Source organism: Fibrobacter sp. UWR4 (assembly GCF_003149045.1).
In the GTDB taxonomy this organism is placed as follows: Bacteria; Fibrobacterota; Fibrobacteria; order Fibrobacterales; family Fibrobacteraceae; genus Fibrobacter.
In genome coordinates this window covers 83783-100657 of sequence record NZ_QGDU01000006.1, presented here as the reverse complement: position 1 = coordinate 100657, position 16875 = coordinate 83783, and the positions used below count along the sequence as shown (strand labels likewise).

The 16875-nt window shown below is 49.2% G+C and carries 9 protein-coding genes; 8 read left to right on the top strand and 1 reads right to left on the bottom strand.

Going from position 1 to position 16875, the window contains the following annotated elements; genetic code table 11:
• The first annotated feature begins 2 nt into the window (after positions 1–2).
• The 6 genes from BGX12_RS03875 (at position 3) to BGX12_RS03850 (ending at position 12035) form a co-directional block, all read left to right on the top strand.
• Complete coding sequence (locus tag BGX12_RS03875; RefSeq protein WP_109734774.1) at positions 3–2846, top strand: hypothetical protein; 2844 nt, start codon at positions 3–5, stop codon at positions 2844–2846.
• 128 nt (positions 2847–2974) lie between these two features.
• Complete coding sequence (gene folE / locus BGX12_RS03870) at positions 2975–3544, top strand: GTP cyclohydrolase I FolE (protein WP_109734773.1); 570 nt, start codon at positions 2975–2977, stop codon at positions 3542–3544.
• 239 nt (positions 3545–3783) lie between these two features.
• On the top strand, positions 3784–5061 hold the full coding sequence (locus BGX12_RS03865; RefSeq protein ID WP_109734772.1) for an alpha/beta hydrolase: 1278 nt from the start codon (positions 3784–3786) through the stop codon (positions 5059–5061).
• 442 nt (positions 5062–5503) lie between these two features.
• On the top strand, positions 5504–6733 hold the full coding sequence (gene glgA / locus BGX12_RS03860; protein WP_109734771.1) for a glycogen synthase: 1230 nt from the start codon (positions 5504–5506) through the stop codon (positions 6731–6733).
• Positions 6734–6863: 130 nt separating this feature from the next.
• Positions 6864–8939: a PEGA domain-containing protein gene (locus BGX12_RS03855; protein ID WP_109734770.1), complete on the top strand. Its 2076-nt coding sequence runs from the start codon at positions 6864–6866 to the stop codon at positions 8937–8939.
• Positions 8940–8954: 15 nt separating this feature from the next.
• Complete coding sequence (locus tag BGX12_RS03850; RefSeq protein ID WP_109734769.1) at positions 8955–12035, top strand: fibro-slime domain-containing protein; 3081 nt, start codon at positions 8955–8957, stop codon at positions 12033–12035.
• Here BGX12_RS03850 and BGX12_RS03845 read toward each other — a convergent pair whose 3' ends face one another.
• Positions 12036–13892, bottom strand: a complete 1857-nt coding sequence (locus BGX12_RS03845) for a thioredoxin family protein (protein ID WP_233246246.1) — start codon at positions 13890–13892, stop codon at positions 12036–12038.
• Here BGX12_RS03845 and BGX12_RS03840 point away from each other — a divergent pair.
• Positions 13882–14670, top strand: a complete 789-nt coding sequence (locus tag BGX12_RS03840) for an RNA polymerase sigma factor (protein WP_158278157.1) — start codon at positions 13882–13884, stop codon at positions 14668–14670. The genes BGX12_RS03845 and BGX12_RS03840 overlap by 11 nt on opposite strands.
• A gap of 19 nt (positions 14671–14689) precedes the next feature.
• Positions 14690–16870, top strand: coding sequence for a gliding motility-associated C-terminal domain-containing protein (locus BGX12_RS03835; protein ID WP_146196237.1), 2181 nt, complete (start codon positions 14690–14692; stop codon positions 16868–16870).
• Positions 16871–16875: the final 5 nt, after the last annotated feature.

Here is a 16875-nt window from a genome sequence, read left to right as displayed (position 1 = left end):
TTATGTACAGGAAGTTCTTTTTTATCGCAGTTGGAATTCTCTCGCTGATTCTTGCCTCCTGCTCCGATGACGGTGAAAAGGTTGTGGGTCACTATACTGCAGACGGTAAATATTTCTCCGAAGCGGAATTTCAGGGAAACGTGTCCTATTTACGAGGCATGGTTCCAAAGCAGGTCCTTGCCATTACGCTGGATTATGACTTGAATCCTGTGGATACGTTGGAAATGGAACTGAAGGATAGTCCTTCCGTCAGTGTCAATTATAAAGCCAATACGTACTTCTATTTTGAGGGGAAAGATCTAGCTTCGCCCTACCTAAAGATTGTGACGTTGTTCCCTATGGAAGGCTCTTCCAAGACCATGGAATTTTCCCAATATGCAGATGTCACTGAACCTACAGCCACCACATTCCTCAAAGATAACGGTAGCGCCCAGGATTTAGTTGCCGCTCTCGCCTTTGATCGAATGACAATCCTGATGAAGGATAAGAAACTGTCTTTTAGGGATGCCCGCCAACAGGCTCTCCAGGAAATTTTGAAAGGCATGGGTTATGATGATGAAACGGGTTACGCTGTTTTTAATGCTGCACTCTACCAAGGTGTAGAACAGTCCTTGGAACATGGGGTACCTTACTATTTTTGCCGCTACTTTGTATCGGATTCTGTTTTCTATAGCGATTTTAAAAACTTGCGCGAACGGATTGCAAAGGGCGTCCTGATGGATTCTATTGAGCAGGCGAAATTGGCAGACGCACTGTTTAAATCCATGATTCCGGATTCCGGCTGGTCCTTTACATCAAAAGGACTGAGGGAATCCAAGTATCTGGAAACATTTGCAAGGAGAACAAAGCTCTTTAATAAGGTGTATAACGATACTCTCGGGAAAAGTGTCAGCACGGAAACCATTATTGCCCTCAGGAATAAATACAGCCAGTATGATGGAGTAAGGCTTGTCAAAGATGACGAGGCCAGCCTGTGCAGCTTGTGGGGATATTGGCGAGTCTGGAATGTCATGGAAGACACCTTGGGGATTTGTCGCAATTCGCAATCCAATCTGGCACATATAGGGGATCGCGTATTCCGTTGTGAAAGGAAATCCTCCATGTGGATTTTGTCAGAAGATGGTGCCGACAAAATGACTGTTTTCCATGGCAGATGCAGCAGGCTTCATCCTGAAAATGGAGTGCAGTGGCTTTCGTATGAGGACAGTTCCTTGTGGGCTTGCCTCTGTTCCGAAAATGATTGCGTGTGGTCCAAGGAATTTAAGGACTCCGATTTTCAGGACAAGTCCGACACTCTTTACCTTCACAAGGATTTTCTCTATAGGGATGCTAGTGCGGCTCGTGAGCTAGGACGTTGTGAAGGAACTCTGGATAAAAAACGCTTCCCGCTGGATAGTTCCTATGTTCGCTGTGAAAAATTCGGCGTGTATAGGGATGGTATTTATTTCTGGCGAGAAATTGATTCCCTATCTTATGAACTAGGTGTATGTGCAGGAAACTCTGTATACAGTTCGGATTATTCCCTGGATAAAATGGTGAAGTCTTCTGCACTTGATTATTATGTATGTACCGATAGCGGCTGGACAGAAATTCTTCCTACCACTTACTATCATACAGAATGCAATTACCTGTCTCACAACAAAATTGCGCAGTATGAGGGACTCTACTATATTTGCAAGGCGGAACAACCGTGGCTTAGCACCAGTGCGGCCTCCTGGGAAAGGCTTTCTTCTAGGGATTCCATTCCTCCGATTTTAAAGCAGGACAAGTGTACTCTTAATCAGGTGGGCACGAAAATTTCCTATGATGGAATCGTTTATTATTGCAATATCGATGGTTGGGGTGTGGCACTTGATTATTTGTTGACTCCGCCAGAAAAGGAAGATGGCCTCCTTTGTGTGGATTCCCTGATTGGAAAGGAGTTTAAGTATGGTGACGATTACTATGCCTGCGAAAAGAATGGCTGGAAAAAGCTGGATGACAAGGCTACGGCCCTGAGAGATTACGAAGCTCTGTACGGGGTTTGCGAAGATGTGAAGGGCGGTTCCATTTACTGGAATGAACGTGCCGCAGGTCTATACAGCTGTATCTACATTTTTGGGAAATACCAGTGGGTAAACCTGTTTTTCAGCGGGGACATGAAACCTCCCGAAGGCATGACAGAAAAGGATGTCGCCGGGGGAATCTACGAAAGCGATTCTCTGTATGTAAAGGAAATGGATGGCGTCGTCTATGAGTTTAAACGGCGAGCCTACGTCATCTCCGTGGAATCGGTGACGCTTAATTCCAAGAAATATGATGCCTATTTCTATTCTACAAATTTGTTCGTCCGTGAAAAGGCCTCCGGCAAGGACGTGCTGATTACAGACGTGCAAGATGCAAGCGCCTGTTTTGAAAAATTCGTTGGGGACTGGAGCGCTCTGGCTCAGCAGAATAGTGTGTGCGGTGATAGCGAGTGGACGCTTGATTTGAATAGCGTCACTCTGGTGGGTGGCCAGGAAGGATATGTCACCTGGGATGTTGCCCGCGTATCCTGCCCTTCTGGATATCACATTCCGGACACTACGGAATTTATGGGCGAAAAATATCTGGAAATCCCCGTAGACAGTCGCTACATGAATACCAATCCGATCCAATGGACCTACGAAAATCCCTCCGACGAGTGTCACGAGAAAAATACATTCCATGCAAATATTTTCTGGAGCGCCACTGAAAAGGATAGCGATACCCAGTATTGCGTTGAACTGCTATCGGGCTCTTACGGAAAACTGCGGAGTAAACGTACGGTGGAGTGCCCCAAGGACCTGTACCCTCTAGTACAATCCCTTTGTGTCCGCAATCTGTAAAAACATACGTCGGAATGAGTCGGGATGGCGAACCTCCCCACGTCATTCCGAACTCGTTTCGGAATAGACTCAAAATTATAGCGGCTGCTATTTTCTAAATTGTTCGTCGCAATAACTAGAGGGCATTTATGAACTTAAAGATGATGGAAGACGGCTTCAAGATGATTCTTGAAGGAATGGGCGAGGATGTGAACCGCGAAGGTTTGCTGGAAACTCCCAAGCGTGTGGCCAAGATGTACGCCGAAGTCATGAGTAGCCTTTCTGGCGAACAGAAGGCCGAAGACATCCTCAAGACCCGCTTCCACGAAATCTACGACGAAATGATTGTGGTTCCTAACATTCCCTTCGCCAGCATGTGCGAACATCATTTCTTGCCTTTTACTGGTAAGGCTCACATTGCCTACATTCCTGGGGATTGTGTAGTGGGACTTTCCAAGATTCCTCGCGTGGTGGAATTCTATGCCCGCTATCCCCAGATTCAGGAACGCATGACTCGTCAGATTGCGGAACTGATCCAGAAGGAATTGCAGCCGAAGGGTGTTGCCGTTGTGCTGGAAGCAAGCCACATGTGCATGACCATGCGTGGTATCAAGAAGCCTGGCGCTACCATGGTGACGACTCAGCTTTTGGGACGTTTCAAGACCGACGAAAAGACCCGCGCTGAATTCATGGCCACTATTAATGACCGTCTTCGCTAGAATCTATAGATGAACGTTCGGTCGGCGAAGACTCTTGTAAACGCGCTCCGTTGATACGGGGCGTTTTTTTTGTTATGTTGTTGTAAAATTCAAGACCTTGAAAATTTGCGAATTTCGCCACTTTGTAAACTTTAGCCCATTGACATTTTGTCCACAGGAAGTTGTATACAGGTGTGTTTTTGACTCCTAAAACAAGGTACTTTATAGGTGTATGGGAAAAAAGAACAACAGGAGTTCAAATGAAATCACGATTCTTTAAGGGCTTTGCAGTTAAGGGGCTCATCCTCGCAAGTGCGCTTGCATTTGTTAACTGCGACGATTCCTCTAGTCCCAATACCGATAATGACCCGGTAGTTACCCCGGCTTCTTCTGCTTCTGCAGATCCGTCCGTCGATCCTACGGTTGATCCTACAATCGATCCCACGGTAGACCCGAGCATTCCCTCTGTGGATCCTATTACAGGTGAACCTGTCGTAGGCTCTTCTGCCTCTACCGATTCTTCTGTTAATCCTTCTGAGGGTACCGTAGTTGATCCTACTGTGGGCTCTTCTGCTTCCAATAATCCCGCAGAGACTCCCGCTTCCAGTGCAAGCGTAAATCCTGCCTCCAGTGCAACTGTTGCTCCGGCTTCTAGTGCTGCTGTCACTCCCGCAGTTTCTAGCTCCTCTGTAGCACAGGTTCCTTCCTCTTCTTCCGCCGCTCCTATCCAGGAAGCTCCTAAGGGTATTTTCCTGGTTACTGATACCGACGAAAACAAGAACTACATGGAAGTGGTTTACCAGACTCATACTGGCGATAACGGCGGTGGCGTCCTGGCTTACCCGAAGCGTCTTTCCGATACTCAGAAGCACGGTGTTGTGCTGTGGGGCCCCGGTGGCGGTACTGAACCTACTGCATACGAAGGTCTTATCAAGCGTCTTGCATCTCACGGTTTCGTGGTGATTGCAACCAGCGAATCTCCGGATGGTACTGGCCGCGGCAAACCCGCTCTCGATTGGCTTGAAAAGAAGAATAATACCCCGGGCGATCCTCTTTACCAGAAGCTGGACATGACCAAGGTGGGTGCATCCGGCCATTCCATGGGTGGTCTCCAGTCCGAACAGATGCTTATTAATGATTCCCGTGTGATTACTGCAGTATTGAATAACAGTGGCGCATTCAACCATGCTGAAGCAACCAAGATTTCCACTTCCAAGTCTTTCGCCATTGTCTATGGTGAAGGCGGTATGGAGCGTCCCAATGCCGAAGGCGACTACAACAACCCGAACGTCAAGGCTCCTGGATGCCTCATCAAGATGACCGGTGGTCAGGGCAATGAATGCCAGAATGGTGAATGTGGCTGGGGTCACGGTTCCGGTCCTTGGGGCGGCATGGCTGCTACCGTTGCCTGGATGCGTTGGCACCTGGGTGGCGAAGACTTCCGTAAGGCAGACTTCGTTGGCACTAGCGGCAAGTACATCAACGGTCCCATCATTGGCGAACGTGGTAACTGGAAGGGCCAGTGCAAGAACTTCTAGTCTAAAAAGATTCTCTACATAACACACTCCAAGGATTCCCCGGCGCATGTCGGGGAATCTTTTTTTCGTTTTTTTCTGTAAAAAGCGTCTTTTTAAAGGACTAAATTCGGGTTTTTCGTCATTTAGTCCTCTTTCGGCGAGACTCCGGAAGGACTATTATTCGTTTTTTCAGGAAATAGTCCTCTTTCGAAGAGAATCGCAAGGACTATTTTGGATATTTTCTGGTGTTTAGTCCTTGTCTAGGGTGTTCTAGTGAGGACTAAATTCTGTTTGCCGAGAATTTAGTCCTTTGCCGCTTCATTCCAGGCCCCATCCGTGTCTCTTTGGGCGCTGTAATCAGGGACAATTATTTTAGAGAAAGTAAAATGTGAGAAAGAGTCACGAAATTTTGTTATATATTTGGGGTGTAAGGCGGCCCAAACACCGCCTCTAGGAGACTTTTATGAACGCTGCTATCCTTACGAATGAGTTCCCGCCGGAAATTTATGGCGGTGCAGGTATCCACGTCAAGTTTTTGACTCAGGAACTGGCTAAACTTTGCCATGTGGAGGCCCGCTGCTTTGGCCCGCAGAACGAGGACGAAAATAACATCCGTGCTATCGGTTTTAACCGCAAGCTTGGCCTCTCCCCGAAGGATGACCGCTTCCAGAAGATTTTCAAGCCCCTGGACATTAACCTGCAGTGGGCTGCCACTATGGATGACATCGATGTCATTCATTGCCATACCTGGTACAGCCATTTTGGCGGCGTTCTCGCTTCCCGCCTGTTGCAGTGCCCGCTGATTCTTACCACTCACTCCCTGGAACCGCACCGCCCGTGGAAATCCGAACAGTTGGGCGATGGCGGCTATGCCATGAGCTGCTGGATTGAAAAGACCGCTTACGAAGCTGCCGACGGTGTTATCGCGGTAAGCCAGGGCATGAAGCGCGACGTGATGAAGCTTTATGGCGTTCCCGAAGATCGCGTGAAGGTGATTTACAACGGTATTGATCCGGATTTCTATAAGCCTACTTTCAGCGAAGCCATTCTCAAGAAGTGGGGCGTGGATCCTAGCAAGCCTTTCGTGCTGTTTGTGGGCCGCATTACCCGCCAGAAGGGTATCAGCCAGCTGATTCAGGCCATTCCTATGATCGACGAAGGCGCCCAGGTGGTGCTCTGCGCTGGTGCTCCCGACACTCAGGAACTTGCCGACGAATGCAAGAATCTGATTGAAGAAGTCCAGAAGACCCGCGATGGCGTAATCTGGATTCAGGAAGCGGTTCCTCACGAGGAACTGCGCGTGCTCTACAGCCATGCAACTGTCTTTGCAACGCCCTCCCTCTATGAACCTTTCGGTATCATCAACCTGGAAGCCATGAGCTGCGGTACTCCTGTGGTGGGTAGCGCCGTGGGCGGCATTCCCGAAATTATCGTGGACGGCGAAACCGGCTTCCTGGTTCCCCTGAAGCCAGTTTCCGAAACCAACTTTGAACCGGCAGACCCCAAGGCTTTCCAGACGGATTTCGCAAGCAAGCTGAATAAGATCCTGGCAAATCCTGAAATGGCAAAGAAGATGGGTGAAGTGAGCCGTAAGCGCGCTATCGATGTCTTCAGCTGGAAGGCTATTGCCCAGCAGACTTACGAATTCTACCAGGAATGCATCGAACGTTATAAACGGGAAGGCAAACGCTAATTCTCTGATGCCCCGGGCAAGTACGGGGTAATACAAAATGGAACAAAAAAAAAGAGCCTGCGGGAGGGAACCGCGGGCTCTTTTTCTGTAAAATAAAATTATCTTAAAATCAAGAAGAGAGATTTTTAAGATGAATAAGTTTCTGCTTGTATTGTTGGTGCTCTTTTTTCCGCTGTCGGTAGCGGCAACTCATGTTGCCGTGTTGGAGACTGTTGCCGCAAAGGAATCCCAGGTCAGTGTTCAGGAATGCCGTTACATGACGGATGAACTGCGAAATGCCGCCTTGAGGGTTCTTCCTGCAGAACAGAACTATACCATCATGACTCGCGAGAATATTTCCGTCATGCTTCCGCCGGGTGTAACTGTGGAAGACTGTGAAGGGGAATGCCTTGCAGAAACTGGCCGTAAGATTGCGGCCGACTATGTGGTCCAGGCCCATATTGCCGTATTTGGAACCCAGTTGACCCTTACTGCAGAACTTTATGCAACTGCTTCCGGCAAATTGGTAGGTAGCTTTACTGGCCGTGGGGATGACGTGAACGCCCTTCTCCAGGTTGTGGAATCCCAGTCCGAAGCCTTCTTCAGGAAGATCAAGCAGAATGTGAGCGGATTCGGTGGCGGTTTTGGTTTCATTCAAGACTATTCCTCCTTTGCGGTGGAAAAGAAAAAGTCCTTTATCATCAACGTGGTGACGGAACCTGCAGGGGCTGCCCTCAGTATTGATGGACGTCCTATTTCCAAGTGCACTAGTACGCCTTGTAAAATTCAGGTGGAAGAAGGTGAGCACCGCTTCCTGGCAGTAAGGGACCGTTACGATGATGCCGGGTCCGCTGTGGTTATTTCCGAAAATGACCAGACGGTCCTTCTGAAAATGTCCCCTGCATTTGGTTTCCTGAAACTGGATCCGGTCTATCCCGATTCTGCAGGAAATGATGATAACTTGAAAATCTTTGTGGGGGACTCCTTGGTTTCCAGAAATGAAATGGAACTGAATCCCGGAATTTACCCGGTCCAGATTTACCACTCCTGCTATAATCCGCTGGAATTTGAAGTGGCGGTTGCCAAGGCCCAGCATTATAATTTTGCTGAAAAGCTGGTTCGAGGCATTAGTGGTCTGTCCTTGACGGTGGAACAGGATGGTGCTCCTGCCATCGTGTCCGTTTACGTGGATGGCGTCGAAATCGGTCAGACTCCCTACGTGGGGCCGGTTCCCATGTGTTCCAAGATTTCTGTGGGGGATTCAACTCAGCAAGAAGTCCTGGATATCCCTCTGCTTTGGCACGAAACTGTGGAATACAAACATACCATGAAGCCCAAGCCCAAGCCGGCCAAGCCCGTTGTTCCTTATCCCATTCCCAAACCGTCTACCGATACCGCAAAGGTCGTGGCCCAGGATACCGTGCCTGCCAGGACCGAGGATAAGGATGATGTTGAGGAGGAACTAGAACAGGTAAAGCAGTACTTTGTAGAAAAGCAGGCCAAGGCAGAGGAACCTGTGCCTGAACCGGAACCCGAATCTGAACTGAAGACTGTCTCTGCTCGGGAAAATATGTGGCACCTGGGTATGTACGCCGCATTGACTTACAATGATTTCTGGGGAACCACCTTGGGATTGGACAAGATCGCTGGCAAGTATGATGGCTATACGATTAGGACTTCCCATGCAGAAGATTTGATGCAGAAGTTCTGGGCGATGGGCATCAATGCTGGTGTATCCTTCTTGTTGATGTTTCATCCTTATTGGGGAACCCATGTGGAACTGGGCGCATCATTCCGTCGCGGTCGTGCCAAGACGGATATGGGAATTTCCTTGATGTGGGATGATCCTTCTCTTCCAGATGAATACGACGACATTGTCATTGACTTCTACGAGAAACAGTGGAATATAGATGTGCCGCTCCTTTTGCGATTTAACGTTCCGGAATTTGCCTATGTGGAAGCGGGCCCTGTAGCTTCTTTCTGTGTAAAGTCCAGATCGGAATCCACAGTGGAAAGTGCCTGGGGAAATTCAAGTTACAGGGAAGCTAATTTTACCTCGGCAACAGAGGTGGATATGATGTTCTCTTTGGGAACCTTGCGCCAGGTCGGCTCCAATACCTTGGATTTAAGTATCCGTTTGATGTTGGGCCTTACAGCCTTGAATTTGGATGATAATGCTCCCAAGACATTCCAAATTCAGTTCCACGTAGGATATTGGTTCCTGTAAAGGCGAGGAGAATCGATGATGATTAGAAGATCTTTTTTAAGACCGCTGGTTGTTGCGCTCCTGGTATTTTTTGTACAGGAATCATTTGCCTTATGGTGTGATGGCACCATCTATATAAAAGCTCCTGCATCCTGGGACATGGTTACCCTGGAAGCGGGCGGTATGTTCCCCAAGCTTTCTGTCGGCCCTTCCGGTTGGTACGAAGCCAGGGCCATAGCTGTCGGTCAGGGCGAAACTTTCCGCGTCAACAGTGCAGGTGCTCATTATCCGGCCCAGTGGATTGATCGCAAAAAATACGATATTGGTGGTTACTCTGGAAGTTGGTCCGAAGATTCCTTTACTTGTGCTGATCTCGCTTCCGGCTCCCTGTACATTTACGAAGATCCGACCACTCCGGGTAAGACTGCTTTTGGACCCAATCCTCCCAATGCGAAATATTTCTATGTAATGATTCCGCCGGATTATGAAGAATGGATGTCGTCTGTTCCTATGATCAGCACGGATGGAGGCGTCACTGGAAAGCCTTTAATTGTGGATCCGGATAAGTGCGGATGGTATTATACGTTGTGGTTCAATGAACCTGTGCCGGAAAATGTGGTACTCTATCGTGGCGATGATATTCATCGTGAGGATATGATTGGCCTAAAGGGAAGTTGGGAAACTTCTCAAGTTGCTACGCCAATTCCGTTAAACATGATGTTTGAAGCTTTTAATACAGATTCCCTGTATTTCGTGCCGGATGAAGGCCAGCTTCTTTCTTTTGCTGATGATGGCTGGTATACGGAATATCCGGAGGGGGTTGAAGGTGCTTGTCAATATGACTTAGCCGCCATCATTTACGATACGGATGCCAGTCTCCATCCGGCATTCTCCTGCTATAGTACGTCATCACTCAGTGGAGGCGAAGGCTGTCAGCAAGGCGCTCAGGGCTTGACTGCCCAGCAAGCACAGGCCTATGTGAATAACTGTATCGGTGTGACTACAGGTATTGTTGAAAAGTATCTGGATCCGAACGTTCCCCAGAAGCAGCGTAAGCCCAAGCTTTCCGCTGCAGGTAAAAAGTGCTTTATCAACGAGTCTTTCTTCAATCAGTTGTTTAACTACACCGCAGGCGTGAACGAAAAGTCCTGCTACAATATGCCTTTTGGACGCTCTGCAGATGGTAAGTGGGAATTTGACTCTGACTTCTATCAGAGTGCAGGTACCAAGGCGCCTGGTGGCTTCTATCCTGTAGAAACCACCGACGATGCCGCAATTCTTGCGGCAGACCCCACCCAGACTCCGGTTAAGGCTGCTCGTATCAAGCGTGTTGCAGAAGGTCCTACTTTCTACGGTCCGGCTCTTCGCGAACTTGATCCTGTAGAACAGGAAGCCTTGATTGATGTGCTCTGCAATGGCCCTGGCTGGGATGGTGGTTTTGATTGTGAAGGCCAGTTTGCTAATGGAGAGAGTCTCTTCGATTTTGTTCAGGAAAAATTGAAACTAGATGGTGCTGGTTATGGTGCAATATGCGTGCTTGGCTGGTCCTGCCAGGAATTGGCTCCCAAGGGATGGACCTTCTTCAAGTCTGGTACAGAAACAATTGTTTCGTCAAATTCGTCAAGCTATGGTACGCCTCGTTGGGAAGGAGAACGCAATCAGCACTTCTGTTTTGAATCCCATGCCAAGTTTACCTATAAGCCGGGACTTACCTTTAATTTCCGTGGCGATGATGACATTTGGGTCTACATCGATAATACACTTGCGGTGGATTTGGGTGGAACTCATCTTGCAGCTCCTGCCTACGTGAAGCTGGATAATTTCAAGGGGTATGGCGAACGTAAATTGGAAGTGGGTCAGCAATACGATATTGACATTTTCTTCTGTGATAGGCGCACTACTATGTCCAATGTTCGTATAAAAACGAACATGTTCATCCAACAGAAACGTGGCTTGCAGTCAACTCCGGTTATGGATCCGAATACGGGTGCCAAGTCTTACCAGATGTGCTATACCAAAACTGGTGATGGTAGTTGCGCTAGCGCCATGACTGGTGAGGATGTAGAAATTCATTGCTGTGGAGATGAAATTCTTACTCGTTGTGGAGTGAGGATGGAGTATTTCCTTGTAAAGGGAATGTCCTTTAATTTGGACGAGGCGACTCCGTTGACCTTGGGCATGATTAATAGAGGTGGCATTGACCTTACGGACATTGCCGCTCCTAAGGTTGATCGAAAGAACATTACCATTCCTGCCGGAGTGTGGTCCCTGTTTGCTTATGTTGATGGAAAAACCAGGAGAATAACCACATTCCGTTCCCAGACAACTCCTGATGTGATGTATAGGACTCCAATAGGAGAAATGGATACCAATGGTGTAGTGGTCAATGGATCTAATTACGTTTATTCTGGCTCCGGTCTGGCAGGAGAATTGCTGCCTGTCTATATCACTTTCCTCTATCCGGATAACCAGAACCCTGAATTTGGACCTTTGTACATTTCTCCCTCCGAAGCTGCGGGAATGCCTTACACTCTCGAGACGGACGGCCTGACAATCTACGGAAATTCCGATGGCAGGTTTAAACGACTCGATCCTTCTGTTTCCCGCACGATTGGAACATCTGGTGTGGATACCCTTTACGTAATGGTGGACCCCTCCGCCCTGAAGGATGAAAAGTCCAAGATCTATTTCTTGAAGGTTGCGGGTACAACATCTGTTCCGGCGTTCTTTGAATTCTTCCTGGATCTGAAAGACTTGAATGCCGCTTTGGAGGCCGAAAAGGACTCGATTGAGGCTGCTGAAAATGGCAATGGCTCTAACGGCGAATCTGACGGCAAGCCTAATTCCTCCGGCTCTTCAGATAGGCCGAACTCCAGTAATTCTAATGGCCACGGCGTCAAGCCTAGTTTCCACATTGTAATGACCGGTCCATTCACTTTTGAAATTGTGGTGGATGGAGAGAAACCTGCGAAGCAGGCCTACGTGGTCACGGATTTAAATGGCAATGTGGTGGACCAGGGAATGCTGGGGTCTGATGATTCCCATGTATCGTTAAAGAATGCGGGTCACTACATTGTGAAAATCGGCCATAAGTATCAGATGGTGAAATTCAAGTAGCTACGGTGCAATTCTTTCCACGATTCCGCTGGTTGTCAAAAGTTCCGGCAATACAATCTGCTTGCTAGCATCGCCCTTGGGGTAGATTGCGTAGGCGGGAACGCCTGACTTGCCGAGGCTTCTTAACAGTGCGTTTACCTCAGGTGTTTCGCGGGTCCAGTCCGCTTTCACGCGGGCTACCTTTAGGCTGTCCATGGCGTGGGTAAATTCCTCACGGTTCAGGATGGCCGCTTCGTTGGCCTTGCAGGTCAGGCACCAGTCAGCGGAAACGTCCACGAAAACGGTACGTCCGGCGGCCTTGAATTCCTCCATGAGTTCCGGACTGTAGCGGTACCATCCGTCTTCCGTCATCTTTTCTGCCATGCGGGCGTCGAATCGAGCCTGCACCACGCCTTCGTACTTGGGGGCAAGAACGGCAAACCAGAGGGCTGCCATGACTGCGATGGCGCCTGCAAAAATACCCAGTTCACGACCGAAGGCGACTCCTGGCGGGGCGAACTTCCCGGCAATAAAACTGGCAGCTGCTGCAACAACTGCAACGACTGCGAAAATTCCGACGCCGGAAGTACCTGCCTGTTCGTTTACCACCCAGAGAAGCCATGCGACGGTAGCGAGCAACAGGATGCCCATGACCTTCTGGAGCTTTACCATCCAGGGGCCCGGTTTCGGGAAAACTTTCAAAACAGCGGGGAATACACTTACCAACAGGTAGGGGAGGGAAAGTCCCAAGGCCGCTGCCGTAAAGAACAGGAACAACACGGGGGCGCTTGCCGTAAAGGCGAATCCCATGGCGGTTCCCAGGAAGGGGGCGGAACAGGGTGTGCTGAGCAATACAAGGAGCGCTCCTGTAAAGAAGGCGCCAGCAATACCGGACTTACGTCCCGCTTCGTCCATCCTGGTGGTAGCACCCCACGGGAGCCATACTTCAAAGACCCCGAAGAAACTCATGGCGAATGCGGTCAGGATGACGACCATAAAGGCGATGAAGCCTGGGCTCTGGAATTGCATTCCCCAACCAGCGTTGCCCCCGCCGATCTTGACAGCGGTAATGACTGCGGCAAGAATCCAGAAACTAGCAAGAATTCCTGCAGCAGTGCTTATCCCGAGAACTATGAGGCGACCGCGGCTTTCTCCAGCCTGCTTGATCAAACTGAAAAGCTTCAACGAAAGGACCGGCAGTACACAGGGCATCAAGTTGAGAATAAGACCGCCTACGAAAGCGAAGAACAGAAGTGCCAAAGTGCCGGCAGCAGCTCCATCCTGTATTTTTTCTGCATCCGGGACGCTTACGTTCTGTGCTTCGGCTGTGACACTCGATTCTTCTGCAGGCTGTTCCGTCTTGGCGTCCTGTCCCATTACGGACGGATCCATCGGGATGGCAAAAGTTTCCTTGTTTTCCGCTGTGCCGTTGGAAGCCTGCGCGTCAGCGCCTTGTGCGCGACTCCCGTCTCCGAAAAAATCTGTGCCGTCCAGGGAAATGGTCTTTTCTGCAGGAGCAAGGCAGATGGAGTTGTCGCAGGCCTGGTAATGGAAGGTGGCCTTCGTGGTCAAGCTGTCATAATCGGCGGCGACGCTGTCGATGGGTAGTTCCACCTTGAAGGAGCCTCGGAATACGAGATTTTCCATATCCAGTGCTTCGCTATATTCCTTAATCGCCTCGGGCCACACAGGTTCCCCGAAAGTAATACCCTTTGCCGAAAGTTCTATGGAGGATGCCTTCAGAAATTCATCGGCGGCAATGTTTGCATTCACATGCCAGTTGTCTGGGATGGTGATGTGCACGGTCAGCTTGGAGCCTGTCTTCAATGCGCCTGCGGAATACTCCATGGACATGTCCGGAGGAGGCATGGAATTCATATTGAACTCTTCTGCGAAAGCCGTCAAGGGGAGCAATGTAAAAAGGGCGCAATACTTTAACGATTGCAAACACTTGATTGCAAAATTTTCAGAGGTCTTTACTTTATCAAATAAATTCATAATTTTACGCTCAACTGAAAGTCTGCTGTCAAAATTCTCGTTTAACGATATGCCTAAACAAGGAATTTTTTCAGATGGACCAAACGATTGGATTGGAAATGTCTGGTTAAAATACGCTCCTAAAATTTACAAACAATGCACCCGTCAGACAAAGTCGGAGGATGCTGCAAAGGATCTTTTTCAAGATGTCGCCTTGAAATTCTGCAGGAGTGCCCAGAACTTGGATATGGGCAGTTCCCTGGAGGGCTGGTTCCGGAGGGTGGTCCGCACTACGTATTGTGATCAGGTTCGCAAGGTTTGTGTGGAAACGCCCATGTCAAGCTTGATGGATGAACAGGGGGAGTATAGTGCCGTGCCTAACTACGCTGTTGCATTTTACAATGAAAATGCCAGACGTCAACGAATGCAGGACCTTGTTACTTTGTTCATGGAGGAACTTTCTCCTGCCGAAAGGATTGTGGTGGAGGGGTCCTTCATTGCGGGAGTGCCCCTATCAGCCATGTCCCGGGATTTTGGGATGCCACGTTGTGTTTTATGGAGAAGACGTAATGCCGCCCTAGTAAAATTGCGAAATGGTAGGAGTGCAAGGCTCCAGGATCTTGAAAATCCCGACATACCTATGTCTGTTTTAGAAAGTCCGTCCCATTTGCGTCCTTGAAATTTCGTAATTTTATGGAGTGAAGTTAAAACTCCTTACATTGCTTTCGGGTCTCATGTTGTCTGCCGCCTTTGCTGCGGACAAGTGGGAAAACTTTTCTAGCCCGCTGCCGATCTATAATGCGGTCCCTTTTGAAAACGGGGGCCTGATGGTCGCTACTGGTGGTGGGGTTCGCTATCGGTCGGTCTCCAGTGATTACGTGTACCATTCTGAACATGGTCTGGAGTCATCAGAAATTTATGCCATTGCCTCTTCTGACAAGGGCTACTTTGCGGTGTCTCGCGAAGGTATCGTTTCTGTGCTGAATGGTAATGCCTTGAGCTGGCGTGCGGTGAACAGGTCCTATGCCGCGAACAAGCGCGATGTGGTACCCGGTGCTGCAACTATGGGTAAGGACATTATGACCATCGGCTTCGAAGACCGATTGGCGTTCTTTAATGCACCTCTTTCCTATTCCGTCTTGACGATTAACCGCATTTGCGATCAGTCATTGGCTATTAACAAGGTGAACAAGGTCCTGGCGGATGGAGATACGCTTTTTGTCCAGCTGGATAAAGGCGCCTATGCCCGCAAGATGGACTGGGACCATATGGACTCCGACATTTCCCTTGTGGATCCGGATAGCTGGATCAAGCTTCCTGAAGAACGTGTCGTGAAGGGCATGGAACCTTGGGACTCCACTAAGGTGGTGGTAGACGGAAAGACCCTTGATGATCCGTCCTTGAAGGAACATATCTATGTGTTTGACGATAAGGGCCTTGTTGCGGGTGAATATGACCGTAGCATGATCAAGCAGGTTATCCCTGCAGATGGTGGTCATTATCTGGTGGGACCTAAGGCTCTGTTCTTCTACGATGGAACAACCCTTACGGACCTGGTGGATAACGCGTTCTTCCCTCTGACGGATACCTATGAGGTGGAGGCTTTCCCTGCAGGAGGCGTTTATGCCATATCCACGCAAGGTGAATTCAGTTTCTACGATGGCCACAACTGGACTAGCGAGCCCATTGCCGCGCCTGTGGGTAGCGGCTCCACAGGTTTTGCTTCTCGCTTAAAGAACTTCAGCTATCTACCGGATGGTCATGTCCTGTTCCATGCCTGGGGTATGGGCTACTATGGATATTCCGACTGGGGAACCCGCTGGGATTACGACACGAATAAGGACCGTGGCTTGTGTCTGGATCCCTATGACGGCAAGTCCTCCTACATCATTTCCCTATCCATTGTTCCCGCTCCGGACAGTTCTGGTTTCATCACGATTGCCGGCTCCTTTGAAGGGTATAGCCTTGCGTATTTCAGTAAGAGCGGAGATGTGGTCTGCGCTAATCATATAGGTAAATTCTTTAATGCGGCTCCTTTACATTCCTTTATTAACGACGATGGACGGTGGGTTGTATACGCTGCAACTCGTGGTGAAGATGGCCTTTCCTCTACGGGTAGCCTGGACATTATCACGTTCCCTTCCCCCAAGTCCAACGGCGGTGAACTTTCCCGCATCAATGTGAAGACGGTGACTAATTCCAGTATTACTGCTCCCATTGATATGGTCTATGAACCTGTCCAGAAACGTCTTTGGATGGTTACTGCGTCAAGTCTTGTGTATTACGATGAAGAACGCGATACCTTGCTTACGCCCACTTCTGTGAAGGGGCTTAGTGGAGCTGAATACACCTCCATTGACAGTGATCCTCATGGCAATCTCTGGGTGGGTACGGCTGATCATGGCGCCTATATGGTATCCCTTACCGGCAAGTCTCCCGACACCTTGAAGGCTGTAAATTTCTCTGCTCGTGCAGGCATGCTTTGCAATCGTGTGAGCGACTTGTCTGTTGACCCGGTTCAGGGTAAGGTCTGGTTCTCTCACGAAATGGGCGTAAGCTCACTGCAGCGTATGGAAGCCCGTGACGCATCCAAGTTCATGACCGACTCCGCGAAGGCCGTGAAGGCGTATCCTATGCCTTTCCGCCCCAAGGTCCATAAGAATTTCATTATTGATAACATTGCTGAAAATGCTGTAGTCAGTATCTTCAATCGCGGTGGCTCCCTCATTCGCTCTTTCTCCGGAAGCGAAATTATCGGAGGCCGTATGACCTGGGACGGCTGTGGCAAGGATGGTCGACTGGTTTCTCCAGGCGTCTATTACTATGTGGTCAAGACTTCATCCAAGGCGAAGAAGGGCAAGTTCATTATCATCCACTAAGGTTA

What these genes read in the sequence shown, in the direction of transcription:
- BGX12_RS03875 (WP_109734774.1), top strand. Translation starts at nt 3, where the DNA reads ATGTACAGGAAGTTCTTTTTTATCGCAGTTGGAATTCTCTCGCTGATT.
- folE (WP_109734773.1), top strand. Translation starts at nt 2,975, where the DNA reads ATGAACTTAAAGATGATGGAAGACGGCTTCAAGATGATTCTTGAAGGA.
- BGX12_RS03865 (WP_109734772.1), top strand. Translation starts at nt 3,784, where the DNA reads ATGAAATCACGATTCTTTAAGGGCTTTGCAGTTAAGGGGCTCATCCTC.
- glgA (WP_109734771.1), top strand. Translation starts at nt 5,504, where the DNA reads ATGAACGCTGCTATCCTTACGAATGAGTTCCCGCCGGAAATTTATGGC.
- BGX12_RS03855 (WP_109734770.1), top strand. Translation starts at nt 6,864, where the DNA reads ATGAATAAGTTTCTGCTTGTATTGTTGGTGCTCTTTTTTCCGCTGTCG.
- BGX12_RS03850 (WP_109734769.1), top strand. Translation starts at nt 8,955, where the DNA reads ATGATGATTAGAAGATCTTTTTTAAGACCGCTGGTTGTTGCGCTCCTG.
- BGX12_RS03840 (WP_158278157.1), top strand. Translation starts at nt 13,882, where the DNA reads ATGGAATTCATATTGAACTCTTCTGCGAAAGCCGTCAAGGGGAGCAAT.
- BGX12_RS03845 (WP_233246246.1), bottom strand. Translation starts at nt 13,892, where the DNA reads ATGAATTCCATGCCTCCTCCGGACATGTCCATGGAGTATTCCGCAGGC.